The 12,454-nt window shown below is 59.6% G+C and carries 12 protein-coding genes, 1 tRNA gene, 1 other RNA gene, 1 pseudogene and 1 riboswitch; of the genes and pseudogenes, 11 read left to right on the top strand and 4 right to left on the bottom strand.

From position 1 onward, the window contains the following. Nucleotides 1–45: 45 nt before the first annotated feature. A complete protein-coding gene (locus JMJ95_RS11730; protein WP_290685518.1) occupies nucleotides 46–732 on the top strand; it encodes a response regulator transcription factor in 687 nt (228 codons plus the stop codon). A 71-nt stretch (nucleotides 733–803) separates the two neighbouring features. On the opposite strand, the gene fliD is transcribed toward JMJ95_RS11730, so the two are convergent. Further along, nucleotides 804–2,855, bottom strand: coding sequence for a flagellar filament capping protein FliD (gene fliD / locus JMJ95_RS11725; RefSeq protein ID WP_290685515.1), 2,052 nt, complete (start codon nucleotides 2,853–2,855; stop codon nucleotides 804–806). A gap of 183 nt (nucleotides 2,856–3,038) precedes the next feature. Here fliD and JMJ95_RS11720 point away from each other — a divergent pair, with 183 nt between their 5' ends. The 4 genes from JMJ95_RS11720 to JMJ95_RS11705 all read left to right on the top strand — a co-directional run bounded on the left by JMJ95_RS11720 (nucleotide 3,039) and on the right by JMJ95_RS11705 (nucleotide 5,899). Further along, nucleotides 3,039–3,638 (top strand): hypothetical protein, encoded by a 600-nt coding sequence (locus tag JMJ95_RS11720; protein WP_290685513.1) that lies wholly within the window; start codon nucleotides 3,039–3,041, stop codon nucleotides 3,636–3,638. 39 nt (nucleotides 3,639–3,677) lie between these two features. Continuing rightward, on the top strand, nucleotides 3,678–3,920 hold the full coding sequence (locus JMJ95_RS11715; RefSeq protein WP_290685510.1) for a hypothetical protein: 243 nt from the start codon (nucleotides 3,678–3,680) through the stop codon (nucleotides 3,918–3,920). A gap of 337 nt (nucleotides 3,921–4,257) precedes the next feature. Then, entirely contained in the window at nucleotides 4,258–5,349 is a 1,092-nt protein-coding gene (locus JMJ95_RS11710) for a flippase-like domain-containing protein (RefSeq protein ID WP_290685507.1), read from the top strand. Next, complete coding sequence (locus tag JMJ95_RS11705; protein WP_290685504.1) at nucleotides 5,324–5,899, top strand: isoprenylcysteine carboxylmethyltransferase family protein; 576 nt, start codon at nucleotides 5,324–5,326, stop codon at nucleotides 5,897–5,899. The genes JMJ95_RS11710 and JMJ95_RS11705 overlap by 26 nt, the downstream gene beginning before the upstream one ends. Nucleotides 5,900–5,949: 50 nt before the next feature. Here JMJ95_RS11705 and JMJ95_RS11700 read toward each other — a convergent pair whose 3' ends face one another. Both JMJ95_RS11700 and JMJ95_RS11695 read right to left on the bottom strand, forming a co-directional pair. Further along, nucleotides 5,950–7,194, bottom strand: coding sequence for a malic enzyme-like NAD(P)-binding protein (locus JMJ95_RS11700; RefSeq protein ID WP_290685501.1), 1,245 nt, complete (start codon nucleotides 7,192–7,194; stop codon nucleotides 5,950–5,952). Between the two features lie 45 nt (nucleotides 7,195–7,239). Further along, nucleotides 7,240–7,797 carry an isochorismatase family protein gene (locus tag JMJ95_RS11695; protein ID WP_290685498.1) on the bottom strand — a complete coding sequence of 186 codons (558 nt, stop codon included), beginning with the start codon at nucleotides 7,795–7,797 and terminating at the stop codon, nucleotides 7,240–7,242. Between the two features lie 259 nt (nucleotides 7,798–8,056). Further along, nucleotides 8,057–8,175, top strand: a riboswitch (molybdenum cofactor riboswitch). A 55-nt stretch (nucleotides 8,176–8,230) separates the two neighbouring features. On the opposite strand from JMJ95_RS11695, the gene JMJ95_RS11690 reads away from it, so the two are divergent. The 6 genes from JMJ95_RS11690 (at nucleotide 8,231) to ssrA (ending at nucleotide 11,391) form a co-directional block, all read left to right on the top strand. Next, nucleotides 8,231–8,926, top strand: a complete 696-nt coding sequence (locus JMJ95_RS11690) for an ABC transporter permease (protein ID WP_290685495.1) — start codon at nucleotides 8,231–8,233, stop codon at nucleotides 8,924–8,926. Further along, a complete protein-coding gene (locus JMJ95_RS11685) occupies nucleotides 8,923–9,606 on the top strand; it encodes an energy-coupling factor ABC transporter ATP-binding protein (protein WP_290685492.1) in 684 nt (227 codons plus the stop codon). The genes JMJ95_RS11690 and JMJ95_RS11685 overlap by 4 nt, the downstream gene beginning before the upstream one ends. A gap of 86 nt (nucleotides 9,607–9,692) precedes the next feature. Beyond that, nucleotides 9,693–10,316 (top strand): hypothetical protein, encoded by a 624-nt coding sequence (locus tag JMJ95_RS11680; protein WP_290685490.1) that lies wholly within the window; start codon nucleotides 9,693–9,695, stop codon nucleotides 10,314–10,316. A gap of 59 nt (nucleotides 10,317–10,375) precedes the next feature. Further along, a tRNA-Pro gene (locus tag JMJ95_RS11675) sits at nucleotides 10,376–10,453 on the top strand. Nucleotides 10,454–10,562: 109 nt separating this feature from the next. Then, nucleotides 10,563–11,027 carry an SsrA-binding protein SmpB gene (gene smpB / locus JMJ95_RS11670; RefSeq protein ID WP_290685488.1) on the top strand — a complete coding sequence of 155 codons (465 nt, stop codon included), beginning with the start codon at nucleotides 10,563–10,565 and terminating at the stop codon, nucleotides 11,025–11,027. Between the two features lie 12 nt (nucleotides 11,028–11,039). Continuing rightward, nucleotides 11,040–11,391: a transfer-messenger RNA gene (ssrA, locus tag JMJ95_RS11665) on the top strand. Between the two features lie 195 nt (nucleotides 11,392–11,586). On the opposite strand, the pseudogene JMJ95_RS11660 reads toward ssrA, so the two are convergent. Further along, a pseudogene (locus tag JMJ95_RS11660) lies at nucleotides 11,587–12,454 on the bottom strand (transposase); the annotation flags it as partial.

Genomic DNA, 12,454 nt, shown 5'->3' with positions numbered 1-12,454 from the left:
AAAGGAGTTGCGGCCGTCTTCGGCCCGCGTGACGGGGGTGTGGAAATGGAACTAATCAGGGTGCTCATTGCGGACGATCACAAGCTTTTCCGTGACGGGCTAAAAAAGCTTCTGGAACTGGAATCGGATATCGCCGTCGTCGGTGAAGCGGGTGACGGCGAAGAAGCCTTCTCGCTCATCAGGGAAAAAGAGCCTGACATCCTTCTTTTTGACATCAACATGCCCCGGATGGACGGCATTCAGCTTGTCAGGGAACTGAACAACATTCCCCACAAAACACGGTATGTGGCCATCAGCGCCTACGACGACGAGGACTGTCTCTCAGCCCTCTCGGCGGCGGGGGTTCTCGGGTTCGTCCTCAAGGCTTCCGGAAAGGTGGAGCTGCTTTCCGCCATCCGGTCGGCGGCGAGGGGACAGCCCTACGTGGATCCCAGGGTCGCGGGAAAACTCCTCACCTCCTTCTCCAGGAGAAAAGAGGAGAACGACCAACTCTACGAGCTCACCCCCAGGGAGAAGGAAATACTCTACTGGCTCGCCCAGGGGCTGAGCAACACAGAAGTGGCCGACCGGATGGTCCTCTCCGAGAAGACGGTGAAAAACCACGTGAGCCACGTGCTCAAGAAGCTCGATCGCCGGGACCGGACCCAGGCGGCCATACTGGCTTGGCGCATCGGCTTCGCCCAGCTTTCTCCGGAAACCCTGTCCCATATACTGGAAAGCGCGGAGCATTAGTTCCGGCGGGAAAAAAGAAAAAAGGCCGGAGGACCTGAAAGGTCCTCCGGCCTTTTGCTGGTGCGCAGGAATCAGGAGGAGGAGCTTGACCCCGTTCCTGAAAGCTGGCTCACCACCGAGGCCAGCCAGGAAGCCTGCTGCTGCAGCTTCGCCAGGTTCACCTCGGCCTGGGCGAACTGTTCATAGAGCCCCCGTGCCCGGATCTCGAGACGGGCTTCCGATTCGGCGATTCTCTTGTCGATGGTGGCGATTTCGGTCTGCCAGGTGGTGATCTGGCTGGCAATCCGGCCTTTGGGCGCCGTGGTGTATCCGACCTCGATCTGGGTCGTGTCCACCATGTTGCCGATGTATTCATCCATCTTGGTCATGACCGTATTCATGATGGCCGCCACGCCTTCGGGGTCGTTCCGCAGCGCTTCCATGAACTTGTCCGAGTCGAATTCCAGCTTCCCGCTTTTGCCGTAGTCGGTGCTCTCCGTGGAGATGCCGATCTGGGAAAGAAGGGTGAAGGGCGTACCGAGCCCCAGGGTGTCCAGAACGCCGTCCGATGCAGCCAGGGAGAACTTCCGGTTCGGCGATGCCTCGATAACGAGCTGGTTGTTCACTACCTTGGCGCTGGCCATGGGGATGGGGTACGTCCGTCCCTGGGGGTCGTGGGTCATTTCGTAAGAGCTGTTGATCTTGCTCGCGATGGTCTGCAGCGTGTCCTCGGGGGTCACTTCGATAGTGGCCGTCCGGACGCCCACCGTCAGCGTGAAGGCGGTGTTTTCCGTCAGGCCTTCACCGGCCATGGTTCCCACCACGGGCCGCCCCGTCTTCGATGTATAGGCTGCGGTGACGGGATCCGTCATGAGCTGCCTTATCTGGGACTTGGTCTGCCAGAGCATGGAATTTCCGTGGAGCAGGCCGAACTTCTTGTAAAAGTCGTCGTTTTTGTACTGGTCGTCCTTTTCGGAACTGGAAGCCGAAGATGACTCGCTCAGGCGGATGTTGATCCAGTCCATGAGGTCGTTGTAGTAGGTGACGTAGTCCTGGATACCGGTCACCGCCTGTTCGGCGTCCTGGGTAATGTCCATGACAACCGATCCGGGGCCGTTGACGGTAAGCTCCACGCCCTCGATGAGATCGTTCATCTTGTTGGAAGACCTGGCGACGGTGAGCCCGTCGATCTTGATCTCGGCATCCTGGGCTGCGAGGTAGTGGTCCGCCGAGTCATCGTCCAGCTTCAGGAGTGAAAGCAGCCCGGCGTCGCCGTCGATGCTGAAGACGTTGGAGTTCACCGTGTAGGATACCTCGTAGGATGTTCCCGTCGCGGGCCCGTGTCCCGCAATCCAGGTGATCTCGTCGCTTCCCGAGTCCACGGTGAAATCGGTTCCCTCCACGTAGGTGACGGAGTCGGTCTTGATGGTGAGCGTTCCGTTCGACGGCGCGTCCTTGGCAACGGTGAACCCGAGCTTGTCGGTGGTACCGCTGCCCCTGGTGAGGGTGCTCTTGTCGGTAGTTTCTCCCAGACCCGTATTGGCGCTCTTGATGATAAGCCGGTTGTCGATCACCGATGCGGTGATGCCGAGGCTTTCTCCGTAGGCCGTTCCCGTGGTGGGGTCGATGGTGATGTCCTTCGCGTCGTTGATTTTCTGCGCGATGGTAGTGAGAGAATCGGTGGTGTTGACCAGAATTTCCGCCCTGCGGCCGCCCACGTTGATGTAAAATTTCTGCGAGGCGGCAAGCCCTGCGTCCCCTACAGTAGTCTCAATCTTCTCACTGAACCGGCTTTGGGCGACAGCCTTCTGCAGAACCTCGATCTCGTGCCGGCTGACGGCGGCATCGGCGGATACGGTGGCAGTCACCACGCTCTGGGCGTTCACCCCGGAGAGTACCGAGAATTCGGCGGTCTTGGCATTAAAGGTGGATGCCAGCTTGAGAGGAGCCAGGGTATTCCGGACGCCTTTCATGGAGGCAGAAAACTCGTTGAACAGCCCGATCTTCAGTTCCAGGGTGTCCTGCTTGGCTATCAGGGGCTCCTGGGACTTCCGGGCGTTTTCGAGCAGCTTGTCCGCCATGCTCCCCCAGTCGATGCTGGAGGAAATGCCGGGTATGGAAAAAGTGGACTGGTAATCACCCATGAAACCATCTCCCTGAAAATAAGGGTATAATGCTTCCCTTTCTTATCGGCTGAAGAGGGGGTCGCCTTAAACTTTCCTGTTCAGGTGCCGGTCATGATACAATGGCTTTTCGGGAATGCCCGCCATCCGGGATTTCCGGAGGAGCGGGACTGCAAGGCAAACTCCACCCAGGGAGGGCTGCACATGAAAATATATCTTGACGGTGAAGAGATCGTCTTTCCGGGAGAAGCCCCGTCGAAAGAGGACGTGCTTACGATCGTGAAGGAGACCCTCGGGAAAAAGGGCAGGCTGATCCGCTCCATCGAGATTGACGGGGCCGAACTGGACGAGGAAGCGTTCCTTGCCCTGTCCGGAGGAACGGAAGCCCGGTTCGGGAGTCGGCCGGTCCGCGATTTTCTTGTCGCAACGCTGACCGACGCTTCTGAATACCAACAGCGTCTCGCTTCGGGGCTCGGCCGCGCCGCGGACCACCTCGAAGCCGACAGGACGACGGAAGGGCTTGAACTCGTCGGGAAAGCGGCGGAAGGGATCGGGTGGATCCTCCAGGTGATCCACCACAGCGAGATTCTTCTCGGGGTGAACGACTCCGAAGTGGGCGGCGGCGGACTTGGTGAAGTCAAGGCGGCACTGCTCGCGGAGCTCGAGAAGGCTTCCCGTTCGGTGGAGGAGGGCAAACCCCTCGAACTGGCCTACACCCTCCGGTTGGGAATCCTCCCCCGCATCGAGAGCCTCGGCGGATACATCGGCGCCCTGAGGGACATCGGCGACAGCACGGTCCAGTAATGGCCCGGGCGGTTTTTCTCGACCGCGGCAGTACCCTCATTGAAAATGTTTCCTTCCTCTCCGAACCCCCCGTCGGCAAGACTGCTGCCGGGCGGCGCGGAAGCTCTCCGGCTGCTTCGATCCATAGGGTTCATGACTCTGGTGGCCGCAAACCAGAGCGGCACCGCCGGGGGAATGTTCAAGGAACCGGCTCTCTCGGGAATTCAGTGCCGCATATCTGAGCTTCTCCCCCGGGAAGGAGCATTCATGGACACTTTCTATCATGCCCCTACAGCCCCGTAGAAGAAGGCTTCCCCGGCTGCCTGTGCCGGAAGTCTGCTCCCGGCATGGCAATCCGTGCGTCCGAAGAAATGGGCATTGATCTCCGAAAAAACCGGATGACAGGAGACGCCCCCGCGGCCTATTACTTCCGACTGCGGCTGTCGTTTTATCCTTGTCACGACCGGCCCCGGAAAGGAAACAGAAAGAGAAAATTCAGCCTTCCCAGCAGTCAGGGAGGACGTAAAATCTGGTACAATTGGTACAATGTTATTCATAGCCGATGACATCCGCGTCGCAGCAGGTATTATAGAACAAGCGTAGTCCGGCTTTTCCGCCGAAAGAGGAGGCTTTCCCTTCATTGACCCTTCGTAAAGGCCTGGTGCTTTTTCTGCTGCTCTCCTTCGGAGTCAGCGCCGTGGTTCTCCTGTCCAGCGTGGACGGCGAAACCTGGTCCACCGTTCTGGGTGCCGATAAGCGGCTCCTGCTGCTTGCCCTTGTATTTGTCCTCTTGGCGTGGGCCTGTGACGCCTCCCGATTCTGCGCCCTTGCCCGGGCCGCCGGTGAAAAAATCGACTTCAAGCTGGGAATGGTGCTCACGTGGCTTCACTATTTCGGCTGCGCCGTCACCCCCATGCAGAGCGGCGGGGGGCCCTTCCAGGTCTACGTCCTCTACAAGAGGAAGGTCGCCCTCGGCAAGGGAATCGCCATCACCCTCACCCGGACCCTGCTCACAATCCTCATCCTGGGAATCGTCGTTCCCGTGGCGGTCTTCATCGAACCGGAACTCCTCAGGGGTCGCCTCTTCCTCAAGGGAGTGTTCTCCTACGTCCTCGCCTTCATCATCATCTCCTGGGTCCTCGTGGTTCTCAGCATTACCAGGCCCGCGAGCATCAAGAGGTGGGGCAGGGTCTTCACCCTGTGGCTCAAGAACTTCGGCGTGGTCAAGCCCGAACGGGTGCTCAAGATCGTCAAGCGGATCAACCTGGAGGTGGACAACTACAACCTCAACATCCAGATGTTCTTTTCCTGCGGGTTGAAATATTTTCTCCTGGCGATCGTCCTTTCCGTATTCCACCTGCTTTTCATCTTTTCAGTGCTTCCCTGCCTCATCGCGTCGGTCGACCTGCCCTTCCACTATCTTCAGGCGGTGCTTGCCCAGGCCGTTTTCACGTTCCTTCTGTACTTTGTCCCCACCCCTGGGGCGAGCGGCGTGGCGGAAGGCGGAGGAGCCGCCCTCTTCGGGCTGCTGGTGCCATGGAATATGGCGGGCGTCATGGCCATCGCGTGGCGGTTTTTCACCGAATACCTCGCCATCGCCATGGGCGTGGTTGTGGCGGTGAAGCTGCTGGGCTGGGGCGTCACGGAGGAACTCTACGACCATGAGCCCCCGGTGGAGGAAGAAGCCGGGGAGAACGATTTTTCCGATGATCATGGTGATCACCATGAATGATATACGGGCGGCCGCGTTCAAACTGAGGGGCGGCCTCTGGACCGTCCTCTTTCTTGGAGTTTTCTTCCTGTCCGAACCGGTTTCCGCCGGCGCCGTAACCGCCGGGCTTCTTCTTGTTTTCCTCGGGCAGGGAGTCCGCTTTTGGGCCGCCGGGTGCATCACCCGCTACCGGGGCGAACAGGTAGGGGCGGAGCGGCTTGTCACCTGGGGCCCCTACGCCCTCGCCCGGAACCCCCTCTACATAGGCAACGGCCTCATCGGCGCCGGCTGGGGGCTCCTCGCCGGCTGGAAGGCCCTGCTTCTCTTTGTCGTCGCCTTCTTCGTGATCTACGGAGTGCTCATCATCCCCTGGGAGGAATCCTTCCTGCGCCGGAAGTTCGGCCGGGAGTACGAGCGGTACATGGAACGGACCGGGCGCTACTTCCCCAAGCGGTGGAACCAGGAAGACCTGGACGGCCCCTTCGACCTTTCCGTTCTCTGGAAGAGCGAACGTCACTCGGTCTTCGTCACCCTGGCCGGAACGATATTGCTGCTCTTCCGGGCACTGTAGACTTCGCAAAAAGCGACAGGGGCTCTCCTCCGGGCAGCCCCTGTGATTTCTTACACCCTTTCCATGATGCCGCCGAAGAGACGCTGCCAGGTTTCCTCGTACACCTGTTTCGGCGGAACATGCAGGGAGGCGAGCCCCTCGGCGATGGCCGTCTGGGCCACGGCCTCGGCCACCCTGGGGGTCACTTCATCGGAGAACAGGTCCGGGATGATGCACCGCCGGGAAAGACGCCTCCGGTCCACCGCTCCCGCAACGGCCCGGGATGCCGCCATGAGGATGTTTTCATTCAGCCCCTTGGCCCGGACGTCCAGAAGCCCCCGTGCGATCCCCGGGTAGGCGTGGAGGTTCGGCATGGCGTTGGACGTTCCCGTGAGCCCTTCGGCGAAAACGGCGGCGCCGGCGGCGGAAGCCTCTTCCGCGGAGATCTCCGGCTCGGGCATGGAGAGGGCGAGGATAATGCTTCCCGGTTTCATGGAGCGCACGTGAGATGTACTGATTTTCCCTCTCGACGAAAGACCGATGAAAACATCCGCTCCCTTCACGGCTTCATCCAGGGAGGCCCCTCCCCGGGTTTCCCCGAGCCGTTTCGCCAGTTCTTCCTGGACGAAATTCATGCAGCTGTTGCCCGGCCCGATGATGCCGCACTTGTTCAGTACCGTGACCTGCCCCGCACCCGCGTGGAGCAGCAGCCGCGCCACGGAGATGCCCGCAGCCCCCGCCCCCATGATGACCGTGGAAGTATCCCGGAGCTCCTTTTCCACCAGCTTCAGGGCGTTCATCAGCGCGGCCAGAACCACCACCGCCGTGCCGTGCTGGTCGTCGCAGAAAACGGGGATGTCCAGCTCAGACTGGAGGCGCTCCACCACGGTAAAGGAGTTGGGGCTCGACACGTCCTCGATGTTGATCGCCCCGAAGGTGGGGGCGACCATCTTCGCCATGGCGACGATATCGTCGGCATTCCGGGCGTCGATGCAGAGAGGAATGGCGTTCACGTCGCCGAAGTTCTTGAAGAGCAGGCACTTGCCCTCCATCACCGGCAGCGCCGCCCTGGGCCCGATGTTGCCCATGCCCAGGACCGCCGAACCGTCGCTGATGAGAGCGAGCCGGTTTCCCTTCCCCGAATATTCGAAGACGGCTTCCGGATCTTCCATGATCCCGGCGGCGGCGTATGCGCCCCCCTGGACGTAGACCATGCCGAGGTCTTCCTCGTTCCGTATGTTCACCGTGGGGTAGATCCGGATCTTCCCCCGGGCCTTCCGGTGCAGCAGTAGGGCCTTTTCCCTGTCGATGTTCACTGTTCCGCGCTGCCTCCTTCCAGAATTTCCGTTTTTTTCAGGACATCATCCCTTGAAGAGGGGGAGAAGCTCCTTGAACTCAGGCGTTCCCGATCTGCCCATCAGGTGGTAGATCACCGACTCCACGGGTACCGCCAGGGCACCGGACGACACCATGGCCGAGAGGGCCCGCTCGGCCTTCAGAGGGTCCCTGCTCCCGCAGGCATCCGAGGCGAGCACCACCTTCCGGCCCTTCTCAAGGAGGTCGAGAACGGTAGCAAGGATGCAGATGTGGGTCTCGATGCCGAATATCACCGGCACAGAGCGGCCCGTTCCCTGAAGAAGCTCTTCAAAAGCGGCCTCGTCGCAGCAGGAAAACGTCGTCTTTTCCATGCGGGGGGCGCCCTCAGGCAAGGCCGCCAGGATCTCCCCATCGGTGGGGCCGAGCCCCCTGGGGTACTGTTCCGTGTACACGAAGGGAACGGAAAGCACTCTCGCTGCCGTCGCCAGCTTCACCGTATTCCGGCGGATCTCCTCCGCTCCGGAAATGGCGGGAAGAAGCCGCTCCTGAACGTCCACCATCACCATGCAGGCGGTCTCCCGCCTCAGTCTGAAAGGAATCATGTATCCACCTCCGCACGTATTCTCCGGTTATTGTACCCTATGACCGCCCTAAATCCGCAAATTTTTCAGGCAGAAGGAGTGTCGCCGGGCACAGCGCCCGGGGGAGAGAAACCGACACGGATGTCGGTTTCAGGTGCAGTTGTCAAGGACGACAATCTGCACCGGCGGCCCAAGCGAGCACTGGTGACACTCCCCGCTGCCTGCGGATTTAGGCCGCTCCTTCCGGTTGCCTTCAGGAAAGGGGCAGGGTACAATATCCCGCGGACGGTCCCTCCGAGCCATGAAACCTACAGGCGGCAGCCTACGGATTCATGGCCGACAGGGTGCTCCCGGAAACGGAAGCGCCTCCCGCACGGCAAGGAGGGAAGGACGCAAAGCGTGCCTTTCCTGCGGTATGGGGAGAGGCATTTTTTTATTGAAAAGGAGGAATTCCGTGAACTACCTTTCGGAAGGCTTCATCCAGGGGCTCGGCCTCATCTTCACCATGAACGAGGAAGTATGGACGGCAGTGAGCACAACCCTCAAGCTTTCCTGTTTGTCCATTGCCGTTACCTTGGCCATAGGGGTTCCTTCGGGCTTCATCCTCGGCTACTTCTCCTTCCCGGGGCGCAAAATCCTCCGGATCACCGTGGACACCCTCCTTTCCCTCCCCACCGTAGTGGTGGGACTCTTCGTCTATGCCTTCATTTCCAACCGGGGGCCCCTCGGCGGCTACGGGCTTCTCTTCACCATCCCCGGCATGGCCATCGGCCAAACCATCCTTGCCCTTCCGATCGTGGTCGCCCTTACGGCATCCGCCGTGGAAAGCGTTGATGACCGACTTCGCCTTACCCTCCTCACTCTGGGGGCCCGAGGAAAGCGCCTCGCCCTCTCCACCCTCTGGGAGAGCAGACACCAGATCCTCCTCGCCGCCGTCACCGCCTACGGAAGGGTCACCGCCGAAGTGGGCGTCTCCATGATGCTCGGCGGCAACATAAAGTGGCACACCCGCACCATCACCACCGCCATCACACTGGAAACAGGCAAGGGAGAATTCTCCACCGGCATCGCTCTCGGCGTCCTGCTTCTTGTCCTCTCCTTCGTCCTCAACTGGTCTCTTGCGGCCCTCCGCAGGAGGACGGCATCATGACCAGGCAAGCCCAAACATCCCGAACGCTGCCTCTCTACGAGATCCAAGACCTCGTGTGTTCCTACGGTGAAGACCCCGTGCTGCGCATCGACCGGCTGGACATCCCGTCCGACGGCCCCACCGCCTTCGCCGGGCACAACGGCAGCGGCAAGAGCACCCTCCTGAAGGCCCTCGCCTTCCTCCTGAAACCGGCGGCCGGCACCATCCGCTTCCTGGGAAACTCAACGGAAGAACGGGAAAGGGAACTCCGCCGGGAAGTAACCCTCCTCCTCCAGGAACCTTACCTCCTCCGGCGGTCCGTCTTCGAGAACGTGGCCTACGGACTTCGGGCCCGGGGAGACACGGATCGCCTCGCCGACCGGGTTGCCGAAGCCCTCGAAATGGTCGGCCTGTCCCCGGACTTCGGCAAAAGAGAATGGTTCAGGCTCTCGGGAGGAGAATCGCGGAGAGTGGCCCTCGCATCCCGCCTCGTCCTGCGGACGAAAGTGCTCCTCCTCGACGAGCCCACCGCCCACGTGGACGAAGAAAACGCCCTTCTCATGGCCCGGGTGATCAGGGAAGCATGGGAGAAATGGGGCACCATCTCCCTCATTGCCTCCCACGACATCCAGTGGCTCGACGGCGTCTGCGGCAGACGCGTCCTCATGAGGCGGGGAAAAATCGAGAGAATTTCCGCCTGAAAACAGCCTTTTTTCCCCCCTTTTTTGTTGTGGCGGGAACCGGTATATGTTATGCTTCCCCCATAATAGAAGTTCCGGAGGATTTCATGACATTCGAACGAGAAAATGAAGAAAAATGGACGGTAGGGGAGATTCTTTCAGCCATGGCGGGAACGGAACACCCACGGTACATCCAGAAAATAGTGACCCAGCTGCAACAGTGGATGGAGGAATCGCTCACCTCCGAAGCTGCCGAACACGACGGCGATCCCCTCTCTGCGCTCTTTGACAGCGTGCTCGAGGCGGACGGGGAGAAACTCTTCACCCAGCTCGAGTGGGTGGACGACTACGCTGATCTCCTTCCCAACCTCAAGAAACCATCAGGCCATGAGGATGCCGTCGTCCTCAACGTGGGGCCCACTGATTTCGAGGACAGCCTCCGCATGGCCATCGACTACGCATCCCTCTTCAACAGGAAGCTCTGCCGCAGGGTCTGGATGATCAGCGACACCTTCATCATCGGCGACGTCTACCGGTACATCTCCCACATCCGGGCCCTCGGCTCCCAGGGCATAGCCTTCCGGTTCCTCCTGGTCACTCCCTGGGGCTGGACGGAAATACCCCTTGCCGCCGACGGCACGCCCGGCAACAGGATAATATGGAACAACCGGAAGGGCGGAGCGGCGCCCGGAGAAGACGAAAGAAAAAGGGACGATCGTTTGACGAGGTAGGCCGGGGGTGTTACAATCTTCGCCGTTGTCGGAATACCATCTTCGGAAGTGCGGTGTTTCGGGGCGTAGCGCAGTCTGGTAAGCGCGCCTGGTTCGGGACCAGGAGGTCGGAGGTTCAAATCCTCTCGCCCCGACCATTTGGGAATTGAGGAGAGGTTCCGGCACACGCCGGGGCCTCTTTTTCTCAGGAGATGTCTTGTTGACTAATCCTGACTAATTTGCTAAAATCTTCATCGGAGAATAAAGATGGCGGACCGGACAGTAGCGCAAAATAGAAAAGCCCGGCATGACTACTTCATCCTTGAGACCTTTGAATGCGGCATCGTCCTCACGGGCACGGAGATTAAATCCGTCCGGGACGGCAAGGTCAACCTCAAGGAAGGGTATGCGCTGATCCGGAACGGCGAGCTCTGGCTCGTGGGGGTCCACATCTCCCCCTACGAAAAGGGCGGCTACTACAACCACGAACCTCTCCGGGACCGGAAACTCCTTATGAAGAAGCACGAAATCCTGCGTCTCTTCTCGAAGGTCCGGGAAAAAGGTCTCACCCTCGTTCCCCTCTCCATGTACCTCAAGGAAGGGAAGCGGGCCAAGGTGGAACTGGCGCTCGTCAAAGGGAAACTGCTCCACGACAAGCGTGACTCCATAGCGGAACGGGACGCCAAGCGCGACATGGAACGGGCGGTCCGGCACAGAAACAGAGATGATTAAGCTGCCATCAATGGGGCCGATTGGTCTCGACGGCAAGACGGAGGGTCTGGAAGAGCGGGCCGAGGTTGTCCGAACCTCGTTAAACGCGGACACAAAAACAAACGTCAACAACAATAACTACGCACTGGCTGCTTAATGCAGCCACGTCTTACGCGGCAGCAGCCGCCGTTTCTGCGTAAGGCGACACAAAATGGCGGATGCTTTTCGGGGAGTGTCTCCGGTCCCGGAAAAAAGATAAGGGGGCTTGGGCGAGAAAATCCTGTTCCCGGGAGTTTTGAGCCGACATTAAATCGGGAACTACGCCCGTAGCGCTTCCACGGCCGGCCCTTGTCGGACGGGGGTTCGATTCCCCCCGGCTCCACCATTTAGAAAAGACAAACCCGTCTCTCCAGGGTTATATTCTCTGGGGTGACGGGTTTTCTTTTTCCCCTTGTACCGAAACATCTCTCCAGCAACCCGATTCTCGATAGTGTCAAGAGTTTTTCGCAAAAGTTGAATTCAGACAATAGCACCTTGAAAATCGGTTCTGCTGTAGCTTACCCATAGTATGTGTTTTGTCCTATATAGCGGATTCAATCTCTCTTTCCAGCAACGGCTCCATGTTCATGTACCGCTTCGTCCCCCATTGATGGGAGAGATCGTACCGAAGTCGGGCCGCCGCAAGCATCAATGCCGCTTCGCTGTCCGGAAAGCTTCCGACCACGTTGGTTCTCCTCCGGATCTCCCTGTTCAACCGCTCGAGGCGTTGTTAGTCCGCATCTTTCTCCAGTGGGCCGCAGGAAAGTCGTAGTAGCTCAATGTCTCTCCGATTCCCTGTTCAAGCATTTTTACGGCTTTCGGCAGCTTCATATCCTTGAGGCGGGTCACGACGCTTGCCGCCTTCTCAAGAGCGCTTTCACGGGACTCCTGCGAGTAAATCGCCCGAAGCATCCGACCGACTTCTTCCGCCTTGTTCTTCGGAACGTCCTTTTTTAACACGTTCCGTTCGAAGTGAACGACTCCTCAATCCGGCCGTAGATCTTCTTGTTCAAGTTGCTGATCGTCCCCGGACTGACGCGCTCAGCCCACAACGCCTCAGTGATGCTTTCGACGCGGCGCACCGAGATGCCCGCCGGGTACATCTCGACGAAAGACTCCTCGACGGAACTCTCGCGGCGGCGGTAGCGTTCGATGATCGCCGATTCGAACGAAAGCTTGCGAAGCTTGGGGACCCTGAGTTTCACCTCTCCGGCTTTCGTCTTCAGCTTTCGTTGATAGTGGCCGGAACGGCTGTCCACCCTGTCAGGGCTCCGTTCGTAGTGCTCCGCGCCGCAGATGTGATCCGCTTCAGCATCGAGCAGTCCGTTCAAGACCTCTTCTACTGTGGAGCGGACCATCTCTCCGAGGTGCTCTTCAAGGATCTTTCCGTTCGTGCGGGCGATCTCCGA

Source organism: Aminivibrio sp. (assembly GCF_016756745.1).
Lineage (GTDB): Bacteria > Synergistota > Synergistia > Synergistales > Aminobacteriaceae > Aminivibrio.
The sequence above is the reverse complement of the archived record's forward strand: the minus strand, read 5'-3'. Positions and strand labels throughout refer to the sequence as shown.

What these genes read in the sequence shown, in the direction of transcription:
- JMJ95_RS11730 (WP_290685518.1), top strand. Translation starts at nt 46, where the DNA reads ATGGAACTAATCAGGGTGCTCATTGCGGACGATCACAAGCTTTTCCGT.
- fliD (WP_290685515.1), bottom strand. Translation starts at nt 2,855, where the DNA reads ATGGGTGATTACCAGTCCACTTTTTCCATACCCGGCATTTCCTCCAGC.
- JMJ95_RS11720 (WP_290685513.1), top strand. Translation starts at nt 3,039, where the DNA reads ATGAAAATATATCTTGACGGTGAAGAGATCGTCTTTCCGGGAGAAGCC.
- JMJ95_RS11705 (WP_290685504.1), top strand. Translation starts at nt 5,324, where the DNA reads ATGATCATGGTGATCACCATGAATGATATACGGGCGGCCGCGTTCAAA.
- JMJ95_RS11695 (WP_290685498.1), bottom strand. Translation starts at nt 7,797, where the DNA reads ATGATTCCTTTCAGACTGAGGCGGGAGACCGCCTGCATGGTGATGGTG.
- JMJ95_RS11685 (WP_290685492.1), top strand. Translation starts at nt 8,923, where the DNA reads ATGACCAGGCAAGCCCAAACATCCCGAACGCTGCCTCTCTACGAGATC.
- JMJ95_RS11680 (WP_290685490.1), top strand. Translation starts at nt 9,693, where the DNA reads ATGACATTCGAACGAGAAAATGAAGAAAAATGGACGGTAGGGGAGATT.
- smpB (WP_290685488.1), top strand. Translation starts at nt 10,563, where the DNA reads ATGGCGGACCGGACAGTAGCGCAAAATAGAAAAGCCCGGCATGACTAC.